The organism is Fictibacillus sp. BK138, assembly GCF_004216955.1.
Classification (GTDB): domain Bacteria; phylum Bacillota; class Bacilli; order Bacillales; family Fictibacillaceae; genus Fictibacillus.
On record NZ_SGXL01000001.1, the window covers coordinates 2142883 to 2167266 of the forward strand.

The 24384-nt window shown below is 39.1% G+C and carries 27 protein-coding genes; 6 read left to right on the forward strand and 21 right to left on the reverse strand.

Annotation, left to right across the window (positions count from 1 at the left end; all coding sequences use genetic code 11):
- Positions 1–69: 69 nt before the first annotated feature.
- Complete coding sequence (locus tag EV282_RS10570) at positions 70–1113, reverse strand: SepM family pheromone-processing serine protease (RefSeq protein ID WP_130295784.1); 1044 nt, start codon at positions 1111–1113, stop codon at positions 70–72.
- Positions 1100–1897: a patatin-like phospholipase family protein gene (locus tag EV282_RS10575; protein WP_130295785.1), complete on the reverse strand. Its 798-nt coding sequence runs from the start codon at positions 1895–1897 to the stop codon at positions 1100–1102. Before EV282_RS10575 ends, EV282_RS10570 begins: the two co-directional genes overlap by 14 nt.
- A 127-nt stretch (positions 1898–2024) precedes the next feature.
- Between EV282_RS10575 and ylbJ the strand changes: the two genes are divergently transcribed.
- Positions 2025–3242, forward strand: a complete 1218-nt coding sequence (gene ylbJ / locus EV282_RS10580) for a sporulation integral membrane protein YlbJ (RefSeq protein WP_130295786.1) — start codon at positions 2025–2027, stop codon at positions 3240–3242.
- On the opposite strand, the gene coaD is transcribed toward ylbJ, so the two are convergent.
- Positions 3239–3727 (reverse strand): pantetheine-phosphate adenylyltransferase, encoded by a 489-nt coding sequence (gene coaD, locus EV282_RS10585; protein WP_066289099.1) that lies wholly within the window; start codon positions 3725–3727, stop codon positions 3239–3241. The genes ylbJ and coaD overlap by 4 nt on opposite strands.
- Positions 3728–3747: 20 nt before the next feature.
- Positions 3748–4302 carry a 16S rRNA (guanine(966)-N(2))-methyltransferase RsmD gene (rsmD, locus tag EV282_RS10590; protein ID WP_130295787.1) on the reverse strand — a complete coding sequence of 185 codons (555 nt, stop codon included), beginning with the start codon at positions 4300–4302 and terminating at the stop codon, positions 3748–3750.
- A 342-nt stretch (positions 4303–4644) separates the two neighbouring features.
- Between rsmD and EV282_RS10595 the strand changes: the two genes are divergently transcribed.
- Positions 4645–5022, forward strand: a complete 378-nt coding sequence (locus EV282_RS10595; protein WP_130295788.1) for a DUF7147 family protein — start codon at positions 4645–4647, stop codon at positions 5020–5022.
- Between the two features lie 40 nt (positions 5023–5062).
- Here the strand turns inward: EV282_RS10595 and EV282_RS10600 are convergent, their stop codons facing one another.
- The gene (locus EV282_RS10600) at positions 5063–5338 is read right to left on the reverse strand and encodes a YlbG family protein (protein ID WP_066289093.1); all 276 of its coding nucleotides are present in this window, start codon (positions 5336–5338) and stop codon (positions 5063–5065) included.
- Between the two features lie 110 nt (positions 5339–5448).
- On the opposite strand from EV282_RS10600, the gene EV282_RS10605 reads away from it, so the two are divergent.
- On the forward strand, positions 5449–5772 hold the full coding sequence (locus EV282_RS10605) for a hypothetical protein (RefSeq protein ID WP_130295789.1): 324 nt from the start codon (positions 5449–5451) through the stop codon (positions 5770–5772).
- Positions 5773–5775: 3 nt separating this feature from the next.
- Here the strand turns inward: EV282_RS10605 and EV282_RS10610 are convergent, their stop codons facing one another.
- The 4 genes from EV282_RS10610 to ylbD all read right to left on the reverse strand — a co-directional run bounded on the left by EV282_RS10610 (position 5776) and on the right by ylbD (position 7821).
- Entirely contained in the window at positions 5776–6210 is a 435-nt protein-coding gene (locus tag EV282_RS10610; protein WP_207224291.1) for a YlbF family regulator, read from the reverse strand.
- Between the two features lie 409 nt (positions 6211–6619).
- Entirely contained in the window at positions 6620–7051 is a 432-nt protein-coding gene (locus tag EV282_RS10615) for a hypothetical protein (protein ID WP_130295791.1), read from the reverse strand.
- A 66-nt stretch (positions 7052–7117) separates the two neighbouring features.
- Entirely contained in the window at positions 7118–7405 is a 288-nt protein-coding gene (locus EV282_RS10620; protein WP_130295792.1) for a YlbE-like family protein, read from the reverse strand.
- A gap of 14 nt (positions 7406–7419) precedes the next feature.
- The gene (gene ylbD, locus EV282_RS10625) at positions 7420–7821 is read right to left on the reverse strand and encodes a spore coat protein YlbD (RefSeq protein ID WP_165389417.1); all 402 of its coding nucleotides are present in this window, start codon (positions 7819–7821) and stop codon (positions 7420–7422) included.
- 447 nt (positions 7822–8268) lie between these two features.
- Here ylbD and EV282_RS10630 point away from each other — a divergent pair, with 447 nt between their 5' ends.
- Positions 8269–8748, forward strand: a complete 480-nt coding sequence (locus EV282_RS10630; protein ID WP_130295794.1) for a PaaI family thioesterase — start codon at positions 8269–8271, stop codon at positions 8746–8748.
- Between the two features lie 46 nt (positions 8749–8794).
- Here EV282_RS10630 and EV282_RS10635 read toward each other — a convergent pair whose 3' ends face one another.
- Both EV282_RS10635 and EV282_RS10640 read right to left on the reverse strand, forming a co-directional pair.
- A complete protein-coding gene (locus tag EV282_RS10635) occupies positions 8795–9826 on the reverse strand; it encodes a CAP domain-containing protein (protein ID WP_130295795.1) in 1032 nt (343 codons plus the stop codon).
- A gap of 108 nt (positions 9827–9934) precedes the next feature.
- Positions 9935–10363: a CBS domain-containing protein gene (locus tag EV282_RS10640; RefSeq protein WP_130295796.1), complete on the reverse strand. Its 429-nt coding sequence runs from the start codon at positions 10361–10363 to the stop codon at positions 9935–9937.
- Positions 10364–10522: 159 nt separating this feature from the next.
- Between EV282_RS10640 and EV282_RS10645 the strand changes: the two genes are divergently transcribed.
- Positions 10523–10873: a YugN family protein gene (locus EV282_RS10645; RefSeq protein ID WP_077361520.1), complete on the forward strand. Its 351-nt coding sequence runs from the start codon at positions 10523–10525 to the stop codon at positions 10871–10873.
- 35 nt (positions 10874–10908) lie between these two features.
- Here the strand turns inward: EV282_RS10645 and EV282_RS10650 are convergent, their stop codons facing one another.
- From EV282_RS10650 to cyoE, 7 genes are all read right to left on the reverse strand, one after another.
- Positions 10909–11631 (reverse strand): nucleotidyltransferase domain-containing protein, encoded by a 723-nt coding sequence (locus EV282_RS10650; RefSeq protein ID WP_242611851.1) that lies wholly within the window; start codon positions 11629–11631, stop codon positions 10909–10911.
- 96 nt (positions 11632–11727) lie between these two features.
- The gene (locus EV282_RS10655; RefSeq protein WP_130295797.1) at positions 11728–12597 is read right to left on the reverse strand and encodes a cytochrome c oxidase assembly protein; all 870 of its coding nucleotides are present in this window, start codon (positions 12595–12597) and stop codon (positions 11728–11730) included.
- Positions 12598–12731: 134 nt separating this feature from the next.
- Positions 12732–13076, reverse strand: coding sequence for a cytochrome C oxidase subunit IV family protein (locus EV282_RS10660; RefSeq protein WP_130295798.1), 345 nt, complete (start codon positions 13074–13076; stop codon positions 12732–12734).
- Positions 13077–13079: 3 nt separating this feature from the next.
- Positions 13080–13700 carry a cytochrome c oxidase subunit 3 gene (locus tag EV282_RS10665; protein WP_130295799.1) on the reverse strand — a complete coding sequence of 207 codons (621 nt, stop codon included), beginning with the start codon at positions 13698–13700 and terminating at the stop codon, positions 13080–13082.
- On the reverse strand, positions 13700–15544 hold the full coding sequence (gene ctaD / locus EV282_RS10670) for a cytochrome c oxidase subunit I (RefSeq protein ID WP_242611852.1): 1845 nt from the start codon (positions 15542–15544) through the stop codon (positions 13700–13702). Before ctaD ends, EV282_RS10665 begins: the two co-directional genes overlap by 1 nt.
- A gap of 30 nt (positions 15545–15574) precedes the next feature.
- Positions 15575–16594 carry a cytochrome c oxidase subunit II gene (gene coxB / locus EV282_RS10675; RefSeq protein ID WP_130295800.1) on the reverse strand — a complete coding sequence of 340 codons (1020 nt, stop codon included), beginning with the start codon at positions 16592–16594 and terminating at the stop codon, positions 15575–15577.
- Between the two features lie 174 nt (positions 16595–16768).
- Positions 16769–17662, reverse strand: coding sequence for a heme o synthase (gene cyoE, locus EV282_RS10680; protein WP_130296957.1), 894 nt, complete (start codon positions 17660–17662; stop codon positions 16769–16771).
- Between the two features lie 392 nt (positions 17663–18054).
- Between cyoE and EV282_RS10685 the strand changes: the two genes are divergently transcribed.
- Entirely contained in the window at positions 18055–18939 is an 885-nt protein-coding gene (locus EV282_RS10685; RefSeq protein WP_242611853.1) for a COX15/CtaA family protein, read from the forward strand.
- 302 nt (positions 18940–19241) lie between these two features.
- Here EV282_RS10685 and pyc read toward each other — a convergent pair whose 3' ends face one another.
- The 3 genes from pyc to EV282_RS10700 form a co-directional block, all read right to left on the reverse strand.
- Positions 19242–22685, reverse strand: coding sequence for a pyruvate carboxylase (gene pyc / locus EV282_RS10690; RefSeq protein WP_130295801.1), 3444 nt, complete (start codon positions 22683–22685; stop codon positions 19242–19244).
- A gap of 22 nt (positions 22686–22707) precedes the next feature.
- Complete coding sequence (ftsW, locus tag EV282_RS10695; RefSeq protein WP_130295802.1) at positions 22708–23868, reverse strand: putative lipid II flippase FtsW; 1161 nt, start codon at positions 23866–23868, stop codon at positions 22708–22710.
- Positions 23869–24067: 199 nt separating this feature from the next.
- Positions 24068–24337 (reverse strand): YlaN family protein, encoded by a 270-nt coding sequence (locus EV282_RS10700; RefSeq protein WP_413466112.1) that lies wholly within the window; start codon positions 24335–24337, stop codon positions 24068–24070.
- Positions 24338–24384: the final 47 nt, after the last annotated feature.

Consider the following 24384-nt stretch of genomic DNA (forward strand, 5'->3'; position numbering starts at 1 on the left):
AAAAAACCCAATAGCAATAAAGAAAAAGGATGCAGGTCCCATCCAAACGGATCCTGCATCCTTTTTTAATTATAGCTTCTTTAAATAATCCAAAGCATCATCTAAAGTCTTTACCGGTACGATCTTCATCTTTGAACCAATGTCCTTTTGCGCTTTAACAGCATCACGATAGTTATTGGCTTCAACCGGTGCAAAGAATATTTCTGCTCCTGCATCGTCAGCGGCTACTATCTTCTGCTGAATCCCTCCGATAGGACCTACGTTTTTCTGAAGATCCATCGTTCCGGTTCCGGCAATTTTTTTGCCATGTGTTAGATCTTCTTTAGTAAGCTGATCTAAGATCTCGAGTGTAAACATAAGACCAGCAGAGGGACCACCGATTTGAGAAGTGTCAATCTTAACTTTAGGATTCGTTACGATTGAAACATCTGCTACAGGTGAAGTGATTCCAAGTCCTGCTTTTGGACCTTCATCTTGCACATACTTTTTGGGGAACTCTTCAATGTTTAAGGCGACATTCATCTTTTTGTCACCGCGTAAAATTGTCAGATCTACTTTATCCCCTGCTTTTTTTGGACTTAATGCTTCTAGAAGTTTTTTAGTTTCCATAACAGGTTTATGGTCAACTGCTACTATCTTATCCCCAACTTTTAATTTTTCTTCTGCCGGCATGCCAGACATGATTCCGGTCACATAAACACCGTGATATTCTATGTCGACTTTCTTTCCCGCTTCTTGATAGGCAACGATAGTTGCCGCATGCTGAGAATCTTCCATCATCTGCAGCTGGCGCTGGTTATATTCCTCATCTGTTTCATCTTCACTTCTGATTTGATCTGCAGGTATCACTTCTCGATAATCGCTCAATTTTGCCCATATGTACTGAGGAATGTTTGCTGTTCCGATCGATACGGTTGTAAGCATAAAGACCCCTTCATCTTCATCACCATCTTCTACATGGATGATCGGATCGAGCACTCTTGCATCTCCAGGAGAAGTAATGTAGTAAGGAAGGGGATAAAAGGCGATGAATGCAAATGCGATTAAAAACAAGATAACAAACTTATTTTGTGAGAAAAAATTTTTCTTCTTCTCTTCTCTATTGGTGGTCATTCGATGACTCCTTCCACGTCTTAATCTTTTCTAATATCTTCGGAACCTGTTTTCTGCCAGCTTCCTCTCCTATAGCAATAATGTCATTAACATCTTTAAATGCAGTAGAGCTGAATTGTTCTACCATCGGACGAATCATAATGTCGGCAGATACTTCATGCCACCTGACCATCTCACGCTGCATGATATCTATACTTTGGATGATCACATCGAAAATAGATGTTACCTCATGCTCGGCTTTAAAGTGAGATATATCCACTGCAATGACCAAGTCTGCTCCCATCTCTCGGACGACAGATACAGGTACACGATCAATTACGCCGCCATCCACTAACAGCTTGCCATCGATCTTTTCAGGAACCATTATTCCAGGAATTGATATGCTTGCTCTTACAGCGTCAGCTATTGAACCTGATCTGAACACTATTTTTTCACCATGAAGTAAGTCTGTTGCCACGATTGCTAAAGGAATTTCTGTTTGCTCGATATGTTTTTGCTTTGTAAGAAGTTTTATCAATTCTTTTATTTTTTTGCCTGTTATGAAACCCATCTTAGGAACCGTATAATCCATATAATATTTCCGCTTAAAAAGATTTGCCATTTTATATAGATTTTCGTCACTTTGTCCGATGCAGACCATTGCACCCACAAGTGCTCCCATACTGCTTCCGGCTACCATATCAATTGGAATTCCGGCTTCTCTTAATGCTTTTACAACTCCAAGATGCGCAAAGCCTCTGGCACCGCCAGATCCTAGAGCAAGTCCGATTTTGGGTTCAGTCATCCTTTGCTCCTCCTTTGGAAGCATCGTCTTTTTTTAACATATGGTCTAAAGAGATTCGCTATACGTATAAATAAGGATGAGGACAAGTAAGAATTGCGTATTTTCTTGGTGAGAGGAGTACTCCCTGATGAATAAAGCACATCTCAAAACATTAATACTGGCTTCATCGGCGATCATTATTGCTTTCTCTATTATTATATACCCAAAAGACACCTATATGGCATCCGTAACCGGCCTTAAAATGTGGTGGGATGTTGTCTTTCCTTCTCTTATGCCTTTTTTTATTTTATCAGAGGTCTTGATGGGTTTTGGTGTCGTACATCTTATTGGTGTCTTATTTGAACCACTCATGCGGCCGCTCTTTCGTGTACCTGGTTCTGGAGGATTCGTCTGGGCGATGGGAATCTCGTCGGGCTTTCCTGCAGGAGCGAAATTAACAGCCCGTCTTTGGCATCAAAAACAAATTACTACCGTAGAAGCAGAACGCCTCGTTTCTTTTACAAACTGTTCAAACCCTCTCTTTATGTTCAGTGCAATAGCTGTTGGCTTTTTCCATAATGCTGCTCTTGGAATCGTTCTAGCCGTCAGTCATTATTTAGGCAATTTCGTTGTTGGTTTGATCATGAGATTTCATGGCCGAAAAAAAGAAGAAAGAGCTCAAACCGATACCTATCGCGGGAAAGGAATTAAAAATGCTTTTAAACACATGCATGAGGCAAGGCTGGCTGATAACCGTCCAATAGGTCAGTTGCTTGGTGATGCCGTTCAGCAGTCCACTAAAACTCTTTTAATGATAGGCGGTTTTATTATTCTGTTTTCGGTGTTAAGCCGCATGATGGACTTACTGCATGTTGCAGATCTTTTCTCGAAGCTCATGAGTTATATATTCCTTCTGTTCTCCCTTTCAGAAACACTAAGTCTTCCTTTAATAAAGGGAATTTTTGAAATAACACTTGGCAGCAACTTAACAAGCTTAGCCCAATCCTCTCTTTTACATCAGGCAACGATCACTAGTTTTATTTTGGCATTCAGCGGTTTTTCTGTACAGGCACAAGTTGCGAGTATACTTGCAGATACAGATATAAAGTTTAAACCTTTCTTTCTTGCCAGAATCATGCACGGATTTTTATCTGCCATTATTTGTGTTTTAGTATTCCCTTATTTGTACCACGTTAAAAGCGGAGCTGCTCCAGCATTTGCCTTTATTACCGATAAAAGTGCGGATTTTGGAAATATCGGTATGACTGCATTGGCTCATAGCCACTATGTTACGCTTGCGTTTTTATTGTTGTCCATATTCATATGGCATCGAAAACTTATTAAGAAAAACAGCCTCCGTTACTAACGGGGGCTGTTATATTTTTCTTTTAGAGCTTCTTCTACAACTTCTGGAACCAAGTCTGACACGTTCGCATGATATTTTGCAGCTTCTTTTACAATGCTTGAACTTAAGAATGAATATTGATTGTTCGTCATCATGAAGAATGTTTCGACTTCATCGTCCAATTTTTTATTAATAGAAGCTATTTTCATTTCATATTCAAAATCCGAAACGGCCCTTAGTCCTCGTAAGATTACATTCGCACCAATACTTTTAACATAATCGATCAAGAGGCCATTGAAAGAATCTACTTTCACATTCGGAAACTTTTGTGTAACTTCTTTTAACAAAACTATTCTTTCATCTACTGTAAACAAAGGATCTTTGCTCTGATTGTTGGCTACTACTACAATTACTTCGTCAAATACTTTTGCTCCGCGTTTAATAATGTCCAGATGACCTCTTGTAACGGGATCAAAGCTTCCAGGACAAACAGCAGTCGTTGGCATAATTTTCACCTCTTATTTTCTTAAATACGTCTAAAAATAGAAATCGTCGTCGTTTTACCGTAGGTTTCCTGTCTTATGCGATGAAAGCTGCCAACCTGCTCAGGCAGTGAAACGTCTGCCCCATGTTCCGTTACGATGCTTCCGTCATCTGCAAGCAGTCCGAGCTTATCAATCTCTTCCATATCTTTCATAAGCATCTGTTTAGCATAAGGAGGGTCAAGAAATATCATATCAAATTGAACTTCTCTTTTATGAAGCGCTTTCAACGCTCGTTTTGAATCATTTCTAAATACTTCCGTTTTTTCTTCATAGTTGCATTGTTTAATATTTTCTTTAATCGTATGTATAGCTTTTTGGTCTTTATCAATGAAGATAAAATGGTTCATACCTCGACTTAATGCTTCCAGTCCAAGACCTCCGCTTCCGCCATAGAGATCAAGCCCTGCTCCCCCCTCAAAAAAAGGACCAATCATATTAAAAATGGATTCCTTAATCTTATCAGTAGTTGGCCTCGTATTTGTTCCTGGGACAGCCTTAAGTGGTCTTCCTTTGCATTCTCCAGCTATTACTCTCACGTTTTTTCACCTGATTCTTTTATCCTTTTTTCCATTACCTATCCTATCACAAGTAAACACGTAATCAAACAATCAAATCTTTTACTAATAAGTATAGAGCAAAATAAAAGAGGTCATACTACATATAACAACATCACGAACGATGTTGTTGCCAACCGCGGAGAAGACTTACTCCCCATAAGTTCTTCATCCGGTTTCTCCTCTCCCATCGCCTTTGAACAGAAGTGATTTTGTTTTAAAGGCAACCTGCAGCAGAAGCTGCAGGTTTTTTTTCATTCATTTACCCCTTTATAACAGCTTTTTGATATGCTACATTGAGGAAGGAGAAAGGAGCATTCTAATATGATTCAACGATTTATCGAGCTTGGGGAAGGGTATTCTGATTTATATGAGCTTTTTGAAATTATGGAAACAAATCAAGATAGAGTTTCACAGCTTCTATGTTTGAAGGTAAAAAAAGAAGACAAAGAATACGCTTCAGTTGTTGCTGTTCTTAACCCAGCATCAGAGGGCAAATTTCAGCCTTTATACATATGCCGAGAAGGAATACCTGTACCTTCAAAACGCTATACCCTGTTTGAAGCAAAAGCGGCAGAGATCAATAAGGAAATAATATCTTTTGACGTTAAACCATCAACAGATTTTGCTGAGACTGAGCTCTATTTCCATTATCTGACCGGTATTTTGAGACTTAACTATTTAATTCCGCCATTAACGTAAAAAAACAGGCAGCAGCTATTCAGCTTTGCTTGCCTGTTTTTTAAATACCCATTTTATAATCATATTCTTTTGCTTTATCAGCGATTTTGCTTTCATATTCGGTTTTAATTTCTTGTTTGTGCGATTTTTTAACTTCTTTCACGAAGTGCAGTGATTCCAGCTTAGCTGCAATCTCATCTGCTTTGTTTCCATCACAATATAACACAGCGTATTTAAGTCGTCTGGAAACGTAATGAACATTTCCATAGCGCCGCAGCTGTTTAGAGAATTTTAATGAATGGAGAAAGACAGAGAGTCCACGACGGTTACCAATCATAACATAAGCCCCTTTTATTAATAATTTCATACCCTCTATAAATACACACACATTGTTGAAACTGAGATACTATATTTTATCCATAATACTAGATAAGGATGTGATGATGTATGGACTTAAATATCATATGGGAAGATTTTTTAAAGCGTACCAAACCAGATCCTGAAGTTATTAATATTGAAAAAAAAATTATGGCAGGTATCCCTTTTGTATATGTATCAGTTGTTCCAAACACATCACTTGAAGCCGCAACAGACATTTTGAAAAAACATGCAGTAAAATCAATGAAAGGGAAACGTCTAACATTGGAACTGAACTTTGTCAGGTCAGAAGAAAACTTATATATTTTCCGTATGCGTTTCCTGGTTCCGCAAGAAAAAATGTTCTGCTGCGGCAACTTATGTTTTGATTGTATCAGGCTAAGAAACCCTTAAAAACTAAGCACACCCGCAAGATCCCCCAGATCCACAGCCACCGCTGCAAGAACTCTCATCAAAAAACGGATTGCCTGTCGGTACTTTTATCTGCTCCGAAACACTGTGGGCAATGATTCTGCTGCACTCAATAAGAAGCTTTTCAAGCTCTTTCTCAGCCTTCTTAAAGTTTGCTATGTTCTCATGAAAATCAAGTTCCCTTTTAAGCGTTCGTACTTGTGCAGAAACTGTATGAAATTCAGGATGATATTTACCAAACCTTTGCACTTCTTCATATTTCTCTTTCATGTCTGCAAAGCGTGAGATCATCTCCTGAGCCAGTATATCTTGTTCCAAAATGTATTTGGATTTTTTATATTCTAATGCAATGCTAGAACTCGAAACCATTTCAGCTAATGTTAAAGACTCTTCCAGCAATACAACTTGATCTAAACTCATACGACACACCTCCCTTTAGGTATGAGGTTTCTTTTATATTATAGCGGATAATGATTCTAGTTAAAAGCACAGCCGTCTATTTGAAGTAAATAAAAGACTGTTTTCTAGATCTGTACTGATCTTGGAAGTGGTTGATTTCCGCTCCAGGTGCTCGCTTTCCGCAGGGCGTGCGGTGAGCCCCCTCCGTACTGCTTACATCGAGTGGTCTCACCTGCCCCGCTTCATGGAGTCTTCTTGCTCCTGCGTCTACAAGTAAATGCTAACGCTGTAAGCTTCCTCGTCGAATGCCTAGCGAGAAGTTTCTCATGTGGCAGACACGCACCTTACGTTCCAATCAACTTGTCATTGAAGACAATCAAAAGTAACAACCTTTTAGAAAAGAGCAAAAAAAACTCTTCGTATTGAAGAGTCAGCGAATATGAACATATATATTTTTTTTAATCCCGTAATCTGATCCGTCTTTTTTCTTTAATTGAAGGGTAATCTTATGTTTTCCTACACTCATATTTTTCAAGATAAAGATGGATTTATTTGCATTCATCGCCCATTTCCCATCTACAAAAACAGCCATATATCCATTCATTCGATTCATACCTTCTGAAGTATTCTCTTGGAAAGTAAATCTCGGGATAATATTTTCTACATAGATATGCTGTTTTTTTACACGGTAGTTTATGGCCCAGTCTTTTTCCATCAATGGATATACACTTGATGCCTCTACTGCTTGATTATGATCAAACTCATTTTGTTTTATAGAATCTCTAGAGTTAAACCCTAAAATAATTATAGAAACAATAAATATGAAACTGGCGGCTAGTATCATTGCCTTCCTTTTATTCATAAAAAAACCACTCCTTATAGGAATAGTTTTTTCCAAAATTTATTAATTTATCCGCCTGATGATTATTTACGCTTCAGGCATCGAAGGATTAAATCCCTCAGGTGGCATTGAATCATTTGACGTCTCCCCCATAACAGAGATTAATTCCATTAACAATCCAAAGTTTTGAAGCTGCTGGTGGAACCGGTCTACTCTCTGACCAAATGTACGACCGTAAAATACTTTTGCGCTTTCTTCTAGTTCTGCCACTGAAAAAGGATTGCGAGTTAACTTTCTATACCATTCAGGCTTTTCTCTAATATAGTATTTAAGGTCAGGTCTTGTATTCAAGTAATCCTGGATTTCTCTCCGCACGCCACACACATCCTTTAATCTTTATAAGAAGGATAATCATTCATCTTTTTATCCGGCAGCTGGCTTGGTCTGTCAGACTGATTATTAAATTGCTGTAAAAGTTCTTGAACCGCGTCCATTAAACTGCCAAATTGGGATAAGTATTTCTGAACATCGTTAATCTGAAGTTTGCTCAGTCCAGCGATAATGTCTCCGATCGTCAGCTCTGCTTTCATATTTTGTGCAGATGAAGACCGTTTATCTTGCTGTTTTTTCTTCTCCTTAGAATATTGATTCCAACTCTCATGCTCTTCTCCTAACACAATCCAATCCTGGTAAACTTCTTTCCAAGGCCGTTTATTCTTTTGCACTTCTTTTATTAATTCAGGATGTTTGTGCACAAATTCCTTAAAGCTTTCGATATCAGTCTTTACCACAGAATCCACCCCCAGCCGTCCACTGACGAATCATGGTTTACTACATGATACATAAATGCCCAGTAAATGGTGCGCCCAATTTTTGAAATATTTTTAAGTTGATTCTGTTTACTTTATTCTAGAGCGCCTAAAAAGGTACAATAAAAAGAAAAGGCTGTTTTTGTAAACTCTGTTGCAATTAGAAGAGGTTGATTTCCGCTCCAGGTGCTCGCTTTCCGCGAGGGGTAAGGTGAGCTTGCTAAATGCGCCATCAGGAGACTCACCTGTCCGGCTGATCCCGCAGGACAAGGAAGGCTGCAGCAGCGACACATCGCACGAAGAAAATTTGAAGTTCAATTTTCGAGGAGTCTCGCACCTTGCGCTCCAATCAACTTATCAAAGAATTGCAAAAAGAAAAGCAACCTTCTTTTAAAAAAAAGCCAAAAAAAAGAATGAGGGAATGCATCTGTGGATATTAAAGACGAATTAAACCGTTTTATTGATGAAAGCTGCGATCAAGAAATTGCGGCTATGAAAATATTTTTAAATAGCTTGAAAGCAAAACGAGAAAATACAAACCTTACTCATATCGCTTCTTTATTGCAATTCAAAACTACTCTTGTAGATGAGGACACTTTAGAAATGGAAATGCCAAATTCACCTCTGCTCGATAACTCTATTGGAATTGTTCACGGCGGACTTACTGCAACACTGCTTGATACCGCGTTAGGCACTTTGGCAAGCCATGTTCCTGGAAATAGAAAGGGAGCTGTGACCGTAGAGCTTAAAGTAGATTTTTTAACACCGGGTGTTGGGGAGAAATTCATCTGCAGAGCTGAAGTGGTTCACAATGGCCGTCAATTAGTGCGAATGGAAGGCAAAGTACGAAACGAAAAAGGGAACCTGATCGCTTCTGCTACGGGAACATTCTTTAAGCTTCCTGAATAATGCCTTAAAAAAAGAAGAGTTGACTCATCAAGTCAGCTCTTCTTTTTTATTTAGCAGGAACAAGGAAGTTTTGTGTATAGTACTTCTTATAAGCTCCTACCCCTAAATGGGTGTATTCATCGTTGAGCATTGTATTTCGATGCCCCTCACTATTCATCCAACCCTCTACTGCTGCGATACCATCTGTGTAGTTTGCAGCAATGTTTTCCCCCGCTTGCTTAAACTCTACATTTCCTTCCTGCAGCCGGTCGGAAAGCGTACGTCCGTCTTTACTCTGATGTGAGAAATATTGCTGGTCCAACATGTCCTTAGAATGTAAGAAGGAAACATCTGATGCACTTTCATCCCATTGCAGCGGGTTCATGCTGTATTTTAATCGGATAATATTCGTCAGTTCAAAAATTTGCTGCTCTTCTGATTGATCAATTTTATCTTGTTCCTCTTCCGATATTTCACCAGTTACCGGAAGGTCTCCCCTGTAAACGATAGAATAAGGTCTTTGTTTTAATAAAATATCGGAAGTAGTGTACCTGACACTCGAAAGTTTATTTGTAAATTTATCAAAGTACAATTGTACCCACATATCTTTTCCAACATTAATAAGCGGTCTAAGCATTACTTCCTGTTCGGAAAGTTCAAATCTGAAAAAATCTGCGCCATCGTTTATCGTAATATCACTTTCAATAGGATATTGCTGAATAATGGTGTTAGAAGAGTCACCAATCGTAAAAGGTTTTGTATTCAACTCAGAACCAATAGCAAAAATGGTAACAACTTTCCCATCTTGAACTCCAGCCTGCATATATCCTTTGGGACTTCTGCTGCCATAAATCAGCCATTCATAATCATAAGCAGATGGGTCAATCCTATCGGGTTCTCCCCATTGCTTTTTAAAAGCTTCTATATCTTTACCCAGCCAATTTGATAAAGCACCTTCAGGAATTTTTAATGGTTCTTCTATGTATTGTAATTTTGTTTCAGATGGCTCTTTTTCCAGTGAAAGGTCTGGCAATACATCATAAAAAAACAAACCGATCAAGATCACTATAGATAGAAAAAAAGTAACCAATCCACGCATAATGGTTCCCCCTGTATCTTTCATCTCCTTATAGTTTAGCATATAGAGCGATTTACAGGGTTAATAAAAAAACAGCATCATCAATAATGGATGATACTGTCTTTATTTTTATTGCAGTTGATCTCTCTGTTCCGAAACTTCACTTAGCGTGTGTCCTGCAGAATGATCACTTTCTTTGTTAACTGAGAGATCACCTAAAGAAATGATTCCAACCATTTTATTGTTCTCTACAATAGGAAGTCTTCTGATTTGTTTGTCTGCCATAAGTTCAGCAGCTTCTTGCACACTCATATCAGGTGACCCCGTATACAAATCTTCACTCATAATGTCTGAAACTTGAGTAGAGCCTGGACGTTTTTCCGCGACGCCTCTTACTACGATATCACGATCTGTTATCACACCGATAACCTGATCATTCTCACAAACTGGGATAACACCCACATTATCTTGCTTCATTTTTACAGCTACTTCATAAACATTATCCAAAGGCGTTACAAAGTCTACATCTCTAGTCATAATATCGCTTATTTTTTTCATGAAAATGGCCTCCATTTATATTAATAGTGATACCTTTTATCTTTTGCATTATAAGAACAAATATTCATGTTTTTGACAATGATTGCATCTTTAGCGCTTTCATAATATCATTAAGAAGTGATTGTTATTTTTTATTGAATTTTCCTAGGAGGTTTCACAATGAAATTTGAAGAAAGCGGCTTAAACGGGAAGGTAATTGAATTCTCACTTTTAGAACATGTCATGGACAGCCACGGAATGATCCGCGCAGGACAATGGGACTATGACCGTATTACATACGATTACAAATTTGAAGACATGACAAATGGCGATGTTTATTATTTCCGTTTCCCTTGTCATGTGGTTGAAGGCGAAACTGAAACACCACACGCTAAAATTGAACTTGGCACTCCATACTTAGGCAAACACTATTATCCTCACGGTGTGGAATATGATGAAGAGTTTCCAAAACATGTGGTTAACCAATGCAACAAACTGATTGAAGCACTTCATAACGAACTTCACGTTTAAAACAAAAAATCCCTCAGATCATGAGGGATTTTTTTCTATTCAACTGCGCTTTCTGGTGCATGTGAGGAATAACCTTCAAAGAGCCTGCCGCCGTATGGAGCGATCGTTTCATCAACAAAATGAATCACACCTGCTTTTTCACGGCTGCTATAGTAAAGGTTAAACACTTCGGCAAAGTCATCTGCAAATGATTCATCGAATTCCTTTAGTGCCCTTATGATCCACTTTCCTTCTCCGATCCAATGACCGTTGACTCTTAGCACAAATTCATGTGTTACGTCAGCTAACTTTGATACGATAAATAAATCTTCAATCTCATTAGTCGATCCTTCTAAATCATTTAACAGGTCAGTTATATGATATCTGGCTTTTTCAATTTCATTAGATCTCCATGGTGTTGGTCCAGCTTTTAAAAGCTGGAGTGCCTCATTTTTTATCCGCGAAGCATGTCCGGTATCACGCAGAATTATGCCTTCTGCACACATTTGCGGCAGTGATGGTCTCGCTCTATCAACATTTTCTTTGAAAAAGTTTTTGTAAGTAAACATATTATGGACGAATACTTCTATTGGCCAACCAAATTCAGTTAGTGATTGACGATACGACTCTCCCACTGTGCTGTCGATAACGATGATATCCAAGTCGGAGCTTTCCGTTTCTTCTCCTCTAACTACACTTCCAGCCAAGTAAGCCACTTCACAGTTTGGAAAATATGATTCAATAAATTTACTTGCTGCTTGTCTTGCGCTGATTTTCATAAGTTTCTTCTCCTTCACAATCGGCTTCTATAATAAATTCTACACGAAGTATGCAATTTCTTTTTTTATACAAAAAAATAACCAGCAATAGACTGGTTATTTCATCTCTGGATTAAGTCTGTTATTTTGGCTTTTTATCATTTCTAAATCGGCTTTATCACGCGCACGTTCTTTTTTCACCCATCTGAAGAATATTAAGCCTAATACAAATGCATATATGACTTCTTGGAAGATTTTCATCGTAACACCGCCAACGTGCTGATCCTCTGATGGAGTCATTGCAGCATATAGCTGAGGGACATTCCGATATGTCTCATATAGCTGATAATCTGCGAACATGATCAATGCACAGGCTGGTGTCATCAGAACGCCATTAGCGAATACATATCCTACTTTCTTAATATCCGATAATGTATCAAGTTCCTTTACTGGACAAAGAACAGGCCACCACATCGTGAAGGCAGTCACGATAAGAATAAAATGATATGTGTAATGGATAAATACATTTGAAACAGCAGCATCAAATACTACTGGTATATGATAAAAAGAAAAAAGAGTATTGAATACTAGTAATGCGATTAAAGGTTTTGTGAGTGCTTTAAAAATACTTGAGATGAAAGGGCTTTTATCGAGAAAGCTTTTCCATTTCTGCTCTGGAATAGCCAATACGACTAATGGTGCTATCATCAAGTACAATACAGCCATTTGCGCCATATGAACACTAAAAAGATAATGGTGTCCTAATATCTGAATAGGTGTTCCTTTAATCGCGATATATAGAATAATGGATGAGATCATTGCCGCTATATTCCATTTGGTTGCGATATTAGTGCCGTCTTTCCCTTTTATGATCCATCGAAAATAAATGATGGCAAGCAGGATTGAAATGATATAAACGGATGGCGGATATAGCTCACTCCAGCTAAACTCACTTAAACTTGAAGGCATATGATGATTGTGATGCAATTTTTGTCATCTCCTTTAGGGTACTGCTCATCTTAACTATAACAGTCTTTCGAGACCTTGTAATCGAAAAACAGGACAATTCTTAATTTTGTAACATATAAAAAGGGCTGCATTAAATGCAGCCCTTCACATTATTATGATGTCCAGATCATTCCCATTAAGGATGCTACAGTAATAGCTGCAATTAATACACCGCTAGCCATTCCCCAGATTGGGAAATCATGTCCTTTGTGGCTTAAGTGCATCCAGATATAAAGCTGGAAAAACACTTGAACTACAGCCAATGTAAGGATAAAGATAACAGCGAAAGAATCACTGATCTTGTCACTCCAAATCGCGAAAAACGCAACGATCGTAAGAAGAATCATCATAACAAAGGAAACATTATGGTGCTTCCGTTCCTCTTTTAAGGCAAGTTTACGCTGAATTTCCTCATGACGATGCACGGTTGGTTCAGTAGTATTATGGTGATCAGCCATTGATTAACCCACCTTTCCCATTAGATAAACAACTGTAAAAATGAATACCCATACAACATCGACAAAGTGCCAATAAAGAGCAAACAAATAATACTTAGGTGCGTTAGCTAATGTAATACCTCTGTTCCAGTTTCTGACCAGCAATGTTGTGATCCAAAGAGTCCCGAATAATACGTGAGCTCCATGGAAGCCAACTAATGAATAGAAAGCAGATCCGAATGCAGAACTAGTAAATGTATGTCCTTCGTGAACATAGTGTATGAACTCATAAATTTCCAAGCCAAGGAATCCAAGACCCAGTAATAAAGTTACGATAAACCATCCCTGTAAAGAACGTACTTTATTTTGTTTTAATGAAAGTACTGCATACACACTCGTAAGAGAACTTGTTAATAAAAGCATTGTTGCCAAAAATACTAATGGGAGTGAGAATAATTCTTCCCCAGATGGACCATCAAGATGCATATTTCTTAAGCCTAAGTATGTCCCAAATAGAGTTGCGAATAGGACAGTTTCTCCACCAAGGAAAAGCCAGAATCCTAAAAACTTATTTTTACCTTCAAGGGTAGCTTTTTCCGGATGAGCAGGAAAATTAGCATCTGTTAAACGTTCTCCAGCATTCATTAAGCTCTACCCCCTTTAATGTCTGCTTCTACTTCTTCTTTATGAATATGATATCCGTGATCGTCAATTACAGAGCGAAGGAACATTGTTACTAATACTCCGCCAAGACCCACAATAGCAACGATCCAGTTTGAATATATAAATCCAAAACCAGCAACAAACATACCTAAAGATAAGAAGAATGGAAGGATTGAACCATTCGGCATATGAATTTCTCCTACAGGTTCAGCTGGTGTCATCTCACCATTTCCAGCAGCCTTTTCGACATACAATGCATCAAGACCACGAACAAGCGGTGTTTGAGCAAAGTTGTATTCAGGAGTCGGAACTGGCATTGCCCATTCAAGCGTACGGCCATCCCAAGGATCTTTTGAAGCTGCATGCTTCGATGAAGCAGAAATAATGATATTGATTAACAATACGATTGTTCCAAGACCCATCAAGATCGCACCAATCGTACTTACAAAGTTTGCGCCATCAAGCTGTTGTCCAGACATATAAGTATATACACGTCTAGGCATTCCCATCAGTCCTAACCAATGCTGCGGGAAGAAAGTTAAGTGGAATCCGATAAAGAACAACCAGAAGTTCCATTTTCCAAGTGTTTCGTTCAACACTCGGTTAAACATTCTTGGATACCAGTAGTATAACCCTGAGAACAATCCTAAAATCAATCCACCAACGATTACATAGTGGAAGTGAGCAACTACAAAGTAGCTGTCATGATACTGATAGTCAGCAGCAGGAACAGAAAGCATAACTCCTGTAACACCACCCATTACGAATGTAGGAATGAATCCTACAGCAAAAAGCATAGCTGTTGTAAAACGGATTTGTCCGCCCCACATCGTAAAGATCCAGTTAAAGATCTTAACACCCGTTGGAATGGCAATCGCCATTGTTGCAACTGCAAAGATGGAGTTTGCAACTGGTCCAAGACCTACAGTGAACATGTGGTGAACCCAAACCATGAATCCTAAAAATCCGATAAGAACTGTTGCGAATACCATTGCGCTGTATCCGAACAAACGTTTACTAGAGAAAGTAGAAACTACTTCAGAGATAATACCAAATGCAGGCAAGATCAATATGTAAACTTCCGGGTGACCAAAAATCCAGAAAATGTGTTCCCAGATCAATACGTTACCACCCATATCTGGATTAAAGAAATTAGCATCGAATACACGTTCAAACATTAGAAGGAAGAATCCTACTGTAAGTGCAGGGAATGCAAATAAGATAAGTCCAGATGTTACAAATGAAGCCCAAGTAAATAGAGGCATACGCATAAATGTCATACCAGGCGCACGCATATTAATGACAGTTACCAGGAAGTTAATACCTCCAGCTAATGTACCTGCCCCAGCAATTTGAAGACCAAGGACGTAGAAATCAACCCCAGTATCTTCAGCAACTGTAGATAGCGGTGCATAAGCAGTCCACCCTGCTTCAGGTGCTCCACCTAAGAACCAGCTAAGGTTTAAAAGTAATCCACCGAAGAAGAATAACCAAAAACCTACAGCGTTTACGTAAGGGAATGCTACGTCACGCGCCCCGATCTGCAGTGGAAGGATCGCATTCATAAATCCAAAGATGATCGGCATAGCTGCCAAGAAGATCATCGTTGTACCGTGCATTGTTAATAATTGGTTGTAAAGCTCGCCAGTAAAGATTTTACTGTCTGGCTCCATTAATTGGATACGCATTAAGATGGCTTCAAGTCCTCCGATTAGGAAGAAGAATCCGCCAGCCAAAAGATACAAAATACCGATTTTTTTATGGTCAACGGTAGTGAGCCAATCCATTAGCCCACTTCTCTTTTTGTGACTTTCGTGAGTTGCCACGGTGTAACCTCCTTTTTTCAAAGCTTAAGACTATTTCAATTTAAGGCCTAACAAGTAATCTGAAACAGCATCAATTTCCTCATCAGAAAGATTCACTTTAGGCATGTTGTTGCCTGGTTTGACTTCTTGAGGATCTTTAATCCATTCTTTCAGATTTTCTTTGTTATGTTCTAAGATACCTGCTACACGGTCTTTATCTCCAAAACCAGTTAAGCTTGGTCCTGTGTTACCGCCTTCTTGTCCAACAGCGTGACAAGATAAACAGTTCTTTTCAAAGACTTGTTGTCCATTAGCATTAGCAGAAGATTTACCGTCTGCAGCCTTGAAGCTTGCAACCCAGTTCTTATAGTCTTCTTTAGAAACAACTCTTACTTTGAAGTCCATTAAGGCATGTGATGCACCACAAAGCTCGGCACACTTACCTTTGTAAACAACATCTGTTTTGCTTCCAGTGTCAAACCACATATAGTTCTTGTTCTTATCCCCAGGGTTTGTATCTGTTTTACCTGCTAGTGAAGGAATCCAGAATGAGTGGATAACATCAGCTGAAGATAATTCAACGTGAACTTTTGTATCCGCAGGGAGTACTAATTCCTGTGAAGTAATCACTTCTTCTTTTGGATACTCAAATTCCCACCAGTATTGGTGACCTGTTACTTTAATGCTTAGTTCATTTTTTGAAGCTGGTTTCGCATCTGCAGAGAATTCAAACGTTCTCATTACAGTTGGCACCGCTAAAATGATCAGCAAAAGAATCGGGATAACAGTCCATAATAACTCTAGCATGTGGTTACCTTCCACTTGCTTAGGTGTAGAAGTGTCACCTTTTTTCTTTCTAAACTTTAATAATACAAATGCATAAAGAACGAAAACTACCACTAGAACCAGAATCATAATACTAATTGAAATCAGCATTAGCTGGAACTGTTTGTCAGCAACTTCACCTTGCGGAATTAAAGCCGATAGAGTCGGATCTCCGCACCCCATCAATAAGAGTGCCAACATGGCAAATAAGGAAACCAGACGTCCTTTTTGTAGCCATTTTTTCATCACTACATATACCCCACTTTCTCGTTGTAGTCTGTCTTGACTGATCTTCTTTCTATTCAATTCAAATAATAATATTTGAATGGAAATAGCTAAATAGCTTTTGTAAGCCCTTTTATGTAAAGGCAATTACAGGAACAGCGCAAATTACGCTGTTCCATAGAGTAAACAATAAACTTATATGTTAACTAGAATCATAGCGACAAACATGATTGTCATGTAATTCAATGAATAAACAAACATCATACGCGCCCATTTCATATCATCTTTCGTTTTTAATCCTGAAAGAGCTAAGATCAGCCATCCTGTACCTAATACAGCAGCCAAAATTAGATATAACATCCCAAAATCAAACAAGTAAAGAGATACTGGGAGCAATGCAGCTACATACCAGATCATCTGGCGTTTTGTAATACCGAACCCGGATACTACCGGAAGCATCGGTATGCCTGCTTTTCGATAATCTTCACAACGTTTCATGGCAAGTGCCAAAAAATGCGGCGGCTGCCATAAGAACATGATAAGGAACAGGATCCATGCTACCCAATGAAGGTTAGCATCTACTGCAGCCCAGCCGATTAGCGGAGGTACTGCTCCAGATATTCCCCCAACAACCGTGTTAATTGAATGAGTGCGCTTAAGCCACATCGTATATACGAAAACATATACAAAGAGGCCGATTAATCCTATCACTGCTGCTGTAGCAGTAGTCATCGCTAGCATAACAGTTCCAATAGCTGATAGAATAATTCCCACCCAAAGGACTTGACTGGCTGAAATACGGCCGGTAACAGTTGGTCTTTCAATCGTTCTTTCCATAAGCTGATCGATATCTCTGTCAATATAGTTATTTAAACAGCATCCTCCAGCAATAACTAATGCAGCACCGAGTATACACAATACTAATGTAAGGATATTATCAGTAAACAAATAACCGTTATACTTTATGGCTAAAAAGAATCCTGCAAAAGTCGTAATCAGATTGCTCATGACTATACCGAGTTTTGCGATGGTTAAAAAGTCTTTCCAAGTACCTGTTGGATTTGCTTCTGAAAGAGGTCCTGGTTCCATAACCTTGTTAGCGGCTTCATATGCAGTTGGTGTTTTGCTCAACACAGATACACCTCCTTCTAAGTGAAAATTCAGTTCCAATTCTTTCTTCAAGTGTAAGATAAGCCCTCATTCATTCTATATGGGCTTGTAAGTAAAATCAACGGTTAAAAATTGTCTTTATCTGTTCACAATATGTAAAGTAGATTGATTTCCCCATATGATAGGATAAGATTATACAAAGAAAGTAAAGAAAATGTCCTTTAACATTATAAAACAAAACATGTACTTTGTATACTTCGACTAATACTGACAGTACCTTATATTATTTGTACTATCAGCCCAACATGAATACTAGCAAATTTTTTTACAATTTTGTGAAGTTTATAGAACTATAAAGCAGGTGAAGAAAGTTGAAAAGAGCTTATCAAATTTTTTCTATTATTACATCCTTCGGCATGCTGCTCGTACTACTTATGGGAGCAGTTGTTACAAAAACAGACTCTGGCGACGGCTGCGGTAATTCTTGGCCACTTTGCTATGGAGAATTGCTGCCGACTCAGCCTAAGCTTGAAACGATCATTGAAGTCAGTCACCGCTATGTATCGGCATGGCTAGGTATTTTAGTTATCATTTTAGCGGTCTGGGCGTGGAAAAGAGATCCACATCGAAAAGAAGTTAAGATACTGGCAGGATCTGCTGTGTTCTTCATTGTTCTTCAAGGTCTTTTAGGTGCCGCTGCTGTTATATGGAGTCAGTCATCAGCTGTACTTGCCTCTCATTTTGGTTTCTCACTTGTATCATTTGCGAGCGTTCTACTTCTTGCATTGCTATCTTTTGAGAACCGTGAAGACCCCTTTATGGCAAGGGTTTCTACAGCATTTAAAAAGAATCTCTATTGGCTCTTCGCATACCTGTATGCAGTTGTTTATACAGGGGCGCTTGTAAGGCATACTGGTTCAAGCATGGGGTGCGGGCCAGAGTTCCCGTCATGCAGCGGTACTATAACTGAAATAGGTTCTCAAGCGAACATACACCTTCTCCATCGGATTGCAGCAATTGTTTTGTTCATATGGATCGTATATTCCTGGTACCACGCTAGAAAGCATTATAGAGATCAAACAGCTTTAAACAAAGGCTTAAAGTTTGCTGCACTATTTGTTCTACTTCAAGGTATATCTGGCGCAATGATTGTTTTATCAAACTTAAACTTATTTGTAGCATTAGCGCATGGTTTAATTATTTCTTTCTTATTCGGAGCACTTAGTTTCGTAATGTTAATCGTTTATCGAAAATAATGCTCTTAAAAGGCTGACAGAGGTTCTTTAATGGAACTTATCTGTCAGCTTTTTTTATAGAATGGCTGTTATCTTAAGTTTTGTTGCTCTTGAGAGTGTTCGATTTTCGTTTCAGTGACTTAATTTGAAGAAATACGTAAATATATTCACCAATTATGGCCATAATTTCACCTTCGAACCATTTAATTTCGCCTTTGAACAAGATATATTGATAAACCGGAACACTTCACAGCAATATCCTCCTACTAAAAATCACTCATAAAACAAAAAGACGTCTCTTGATGAGACGCCTTTTTTAGTGCTTATTTTTCCAGTTCGATCAATAGGTCTCCGGCACTGATGCCTTCTCCGTTTTGAACAGAAATAGACTTAACGCGGCCGTCAAATGGTGCTTGAACGGTTGTTTCCATCTTCATGGCTTCCGTAATCATCAAATGATCGCCTTTCTTCACTTTTTCGCCTTGCTCCACCAGTACCTTAATTACTGTTCCTGGCATACTCGCACCAATTTGTGAAGGGTTTGAAGGATCTATCTTTTGTTTTGCTGTAACCGTTACTTTAGCACTTTCGTCGATTACTACAATCTCACGTGATTGTCCGTTAAGCTCAAAATAGAGAACTCTTGATCCATCATTTTGAGCTTCCCCGATCGAAACTAGTTTTACGATAAGCGTTTTTCCTTGTTCGATTTCCACTTCAATTTCTTCTCCTAGTGTCATGCCGTAGAAGAATGTAGGTGTATCAAGAACAGATATATCTCCAAATTGAGCATACATTTTCTCACGGTCTAAGAACACCTTCGGATACAAAGCATAGGCGAGCACATCAAAGCTTGTAACTTGACGGTTGATTTTATGGAATAACGTTTCTTTAATGTCATTAAAATCAGCTGCTTCGAGCGTTTCACCAGGTCTTACCGTTAGTGGCTCTCTGCCTTTTAAGATGATCTGCTGAAGTTCACGTGGGAAACCTTGATAAGGCTGCCCGAGGTGACCTTGGAAGAATTCTACTACTGAATCTGGGAAGTCCAGTGATTCTCCTCTTTCATATACTTCATCCTCGGTTAGATTGTTCTGAACCATATAAAGTGCCATGTCCCCCACTACTTTAGAAGACGGTGTAACTTTAACAACATCTCCGAACATGTCATTGACTCTTCTGTACATCTGCTTCACTTCATCCCAGCGTTCTCCCAGACCGACAGCTTTCGCTTGCTGCTGGAGATTACTGAACTGACCGCCTGGCATTTCATGTTCATATACCTCAGGATCCGGTGCATTCATGCCATTTTCAAAGCCAGAGTAATACTTTCTAATATCTTCCCAATAAGCGGACAGCTGATTTGCATCTTGAATGTTTAAGTCAGGCTGTCTTTCGTTACCGGTCAAGGCATAATATAAAGAGTTAGCACTTGGCTGAGATGTTTGTCCTGACATTGAACTTACTGCTACATCCACAATATCTACACCCGCTTCAGCAGCTTTCGCATAGGTGTAAATACCATTTCCGCTCGTATCATGCGTATGCAGATGAATTGGAATGTCAATTGCATCCTTAAGGGCCGAAACAAGATCATAAGCAGCCTGTGGCTTTAATAGGCCTGCCATATCTTTAATGGCAAGGATATGGGCACCTTCTTGTTCAAGTTCCTTTGCAAGATTAACATAATAGTTTAAATCGTACTTTGTGCGGCTAGGGTCTAGAATATCACCTGTATAGCAAATGGCTGCTTCAGCAATTTTCCCTGTTTCGCGAACTGCATGAATAGCCACTTTCATACCTTCAACCCAGTTTAAACTATCAAAGATTCTAAAGACATCGATTCCAGCCATTGCAGATTTTTTAACAAATTCTTCGATGACGTTGTCAGGATAATTTTTATAGCCGACTGCATTCGATGCTCTTAAAAGCATTTGAAACAATACATTTGGAGCTTTTTCTCTAAGCTTTAAAAGCCTGTCCCACGGATCTTCATTTAAGAAGCGATAAGCTACATCAAATGTTGCTCCACCCCACATTTCCATGGAGAACATATCTGGCCAAAGTCTTGCGGTCGGCTCAGCGATATGAAGAAGATCATTCGTTCTGACACGCGTTGCAAGAAGTGACTGATGACCATCTCGGAAAGTTGTATCTGTAAGAAGCAATTTCTTTTGATCTTTAACCCATTGCGCTACTGCTTCCGGTCCTTCAGTGTCCAGCAATTGTTTTGTGCCATTAGGAATCGGCTCAGAATGTTTCACTTTAGGAATGCGAGGTTTATCAAACGATGGTTTCTCTTGTTTTTGAAGACCGGGAAATCCATTAATCGTTGTCGCTCCAATGTATGAAAGCATCTTAGTTCCTCTATCCTTGCGTTTAGGGAACACAAACAGTTCACTGCTCGTATCAATAAAGGAAGTATCATAGTCTCCCGATAAGAACTTTTCGTGAGTTACCACGTTCTCAAGGAAAGCTATGTTGGTCTTGATCCCGCGAATACGGAATTCTTTTAAATTTCTTAACATTTTAGATGCAGCTTGTTCATAGGACAACGCCCATGTTGAAACTTTCACAAGCAATGAATCATAGAATGGCGTGATGACTGCACCTTGATAACCATTACCGGCGTCCAGCCTCACTCCGAATCCTCCGCCCGAACGGTACGCCATAATTTTCCCTGTATCTGGCATGAATTGGTTAGCTGGATCTTCTGTCGTAACACGGGATTGGATAGCATACCCATGACAATAAATCTCTGATTGTTGCGGGATTCCCAATTGTTTACTATGCAGTGAGAAGCCTTGAGCAATAAGAATTTGTGATTGCACAATGTCAATGCCGGTTACCATCTCTGTAATCGTATGCTCTACCTGGACCCGTGGGTTTACTTCTATGAAATAAAACTCACCGGATGGAGTAACAAGATACTCTACAGTACCTGCATTCACGTAGCCAACATGCTCCATTAAGGAAACTGCAGATTCACAGATTTCGTGGCGAAGTTCCTCGGTCAATGAAACGCTTGGTGCTACCTCGACTACTTTTTGATGCCTTCTCTGAACGGAACAGTCACGCTCATATAAATGCACGAGATTTCCTTCATAGTCTCCAAGGATCTGTACTTCGATATGTTTTGGTTTATCTAAGAATTTTTCAACATAAACTTCGTCTTTACCAAAAGCGGCCTTTGCTTCAGACTTAGCTCTTTCATAGCTCTCTGCCAATGAATTTTCGCTTCTGACAATTCTCATGCCACGGCCACCGCCACCCATGGATGCTTTAATGATGATCGGGAAACCATGTTCTTCTGCGAAAGACCTTACCTCATCTAAAGAGTTCACAGGACCATCGCTTCCTGGGATAACCGGAATGTTGGCATCGATCGCTGCTTGTCTCGCTTTTACTTTGTCCCCAAACACATCGAGGTGTTTTTCCTCAGGTCCGATAAAGATAATTCCCTCTTCACGGCATCGCTGTGCAAACTCTTTATTTTCAGACAAGAAGCCATAGCCTGGGTGAATTCCATCTACTCCGTTTGCTTTTGCTATCTCGATAATTCCTTCGATATCCAGATAAGCATCTATCGGCTTTTTTCCTTCTCCGACCAGGTAAGCTTCATCTGCTTTATAACGATGGTAGGAACCAGTATCTTCCTTTGAATATATTGCTACGGTTCGAATGTCCAGTTCTGTACATGCTCTGAAAATTCGGATTGCAATTTCTCCTCGGTTTGCTACTAAAACTTTGCTAATTTTTCTGCTCATACAAGTTCCTCTCCTTTTACCGTTACAAGATTGCTTTTAAGCTTTTGTTCTTTACACTCGGTTGTTTGTCAGGCACTTTCTTATTCAGTTTTACTTTTGCAGAAATGTTTATTAGAATTCCCATCGATGTCAGGAACAACAGAAGGGAAGATCCACCATAAGATATAAAAGGCAGCGGGACACCAGTAATAGGCAACAAACCTACTGCCGCTCCCAGGTTCACAACTGTTTGGATGCCAATCATCCCAGAAATCCCGAAAGCTAGCAGACTCGTATAAGTATCGTCACTCTGCATACCGATCCAGAATCCCCTCAATACGATATACCCCAAAAGAGCAATAATTAAAAACACTCCTATGAAACCTAATTCCTCTGCGATGATCGCAATAATGAAATCAGTATGAGGTTCAGGCAAGAATCCGTACTTTTGAATGCTTTGTCCTAGACCGCTTCCAGTTAAACCGCCAGCTGCGATAGAAATATAGCCGTTAACAAGCTGATATCCATCTCCTGCTGGATTTTTAAATGGTGCATACGCGGCATCAAAACGTGAAAGTTGTTCCTCGCTCAGCTGAAAATAAATCCCGAGTCCCACGATTCCGGCTAATGCTGCCATTGAAAAGATATGTTTAAATTTAATCCCTGAGCAGAAAAGGATAATTCCTGCTACACCTGCTACAATCAGGGCGGTCCCTAGATCCGGCTGTAAAATGATTAAAATAAACATGATGGCAAAGATACTAAGAGGAGGTATTACCCCTTTTTTAAAGTCATGCATTTTACCTTGTTTTTTTGAATAGATCGCAGCCAAATAGATGGCAAGCGTTAATTTAATGAACTCTGCAGGCTGAATTCCGACAGGTCCTATGTATAACCAGCTTTTTGCATTATTTACTTCACGTCCAAAAACTAAAACAGCAACTAGCACTCCAATGGACACCAGTACGATCGGAAGCATCATTTTTTTATAGATCTGTACGTTGAATCTCATTGTAAAGTACATGAATAGCAGCCCTGCAATTAAAAAGATGAGCTGTCTTGTGAAGAAAAAACTGCTGCTATAATCGTATTTATTAATCGTTACCCCTATACTTGCACTGTAGATCATGACTAGACCAGAACTGCACAACAAAAGTACGGCCACTAAAAGAGAATAGTCATAGGGTCTTACTGCTTTTTTCACGTTTTCCACCTTTCTCCTCTCTAAATTCATAATTATTAGATATTGTAACATATAAAACCTTTTTCTTATTGATTCAGCCCGGCGACATTCTCTTAAACATATTATTTCGTAACATTGTATCAGTTTTTGATTAAAAATAAAGATTTCTTAATAAATATAAAAAAATCCAGTCCAAATGTTTTTTCGGACTGGCTGTGTATCATTTTTTCATTGATGCATCATGCAATGCAGTAAGCTGCTTTTCGAGCGACTCTAATAATTGTTTCCCCGCTTCTTCTTCTACCAGATTTAAGCGGACTGCAAAATCTATTTCACGGGATAAACCAAACATTTGCGTATCCAATACTTCCTCATAGAGGGGACATTGTGGCATTGTTAAGTTTTCCATTTGAACTTCAATTAATTTCAGGATTTTATCTGCATCTGCTTTTAAGAGTTCAAATGCCCTTTCCCGATGTCCAGTTGCCATCTCAGCTGACAATGATCATCCCTCCGTTCGCACGAATTTCTACCTTT

Coding starts and splice junctions, on each gene's coding strand:
- EV282_RS10570 (WP_130295784.1), bottom strand. CDS start 1,113: ATGACCACCAATAGAGAAGAGAAGAAGAAAAATTTTTTCTCACAAAAT.
- EV282_RS10575 (WP_130295785.1), bottom strand. CDS start 1,897: ATGACTGAACCCAAAATCGGACTTGCTCTAGGATCTGGCGGTGCCAGA.
- ylbJ (WP_130295786.1), top strand. CDS start 2,025: ATGAATAAAGCACATCTCAAAACATTAATACTGGCTTCATCGGCGATC.
- coaD (WP_066289099.1), bottom strand. CDS start 3,727: ATGCCAACGACTGCTGTTTGTCCTGGAAGCTTTGATCCCGTTACAAGA.
- EV282_RS10595 (WP_130295788.1), top strand. CDS start 4,645: ATGATTCAACGATTTATCGAGCTTGGGGAAGGGTATTCTGATTTATAT.
- EV282_RS10600 (WP_066289093.1), bottom strand. CDS start 5,338: ATGATTGGTAACCGTCGTGGACTCTCTGTCTTTCTCCATTCATTAAAA.
- EV282_RS10605 (WP_130295789.1), top strand. CDS start 5,449: ATGGACTTAAATATCATATGGGAAGATTTTTTAAAGCGTACCAAACCA.
- EV282_RS10610 (WP_207224291.1), bottom strand. CDS start 6,210: ATGAGTTTAGATCAAGTTGTATTGCTGGAAGAGTCTTTAACATTAGCT.
- EV282_RS10615 (WP_130295791.1), bottom strand. CDS start 7,051: ATGAATAAAAGGAAGGCAATGATACTAGCCGCCAGTTTCATATTTATT.
- EV282_RS10635 (WP_130295795.1), bottom strand. CDS start 9,826: ATGCGTGGATTGGTTACTTTTTTTCTATCTATAGTGATCTTGATCGGT.
- EV282_RS10640 (WP_130295796.1), bottom strand. CDS start 10,363: ATGAAAAAAATAAGCGATATTATGACTAGAGATGTAGACTTTGTAACG.
- EV282_RS10645 (WP_077361520.1), top strand. CDS start 10,523: ATGAAATTTGAAGAAAGCGGCTTAAACGGGAAGGTAATTGAATTCTCA.
- EV282_RS10650 (WP_242611851.1), bottom strand. CDS start 11,631: ATGAAAATCAGCGCAAGACAAGCAGCAAGTAAATTTATTGAATCATAT.
- EV282_RS10660 (WP_130295798.1), bottom strand. CDS start 13,076: ATGGCTGATCACCATAATACTACTGAACCAACCGTGCATCGTCATGAG.
- EV282_RS10665 (WP_130295799.1), bottom strand. CDS start 13,700: ATGAATGCTGGAGAACGTTTAACAGATGCTAATTTTCCTGCTCATCCG.
- coxB (WP_130295800.1), bottom strand. CDS start 16,594: ATGAAAAAATGGCTACAAAAAGGACGTCTGGTTTCCTTATTTGCCATG.
- cyoE (WP_130296957.1), bottom strand. CDS start 17,662: ATGGAACCAGGACCTCTTTCAGAAGCAAATCCAACAGGTACTTGGAAA.
- pyc (WP_130295801.1), bottom strand. CDS start 22,685: ATGAGCAGAAAAATTAGCAAAGTTTTAGTAGCAAACCGAGGAGAAATT.
- EV282_RS10700 (WP_413466112.1), bottom strand. CDS start 24,337: ATGGCAACTGGACATCGGGAAAGGGCATTTGAACTCTTAAAAGCAGAT.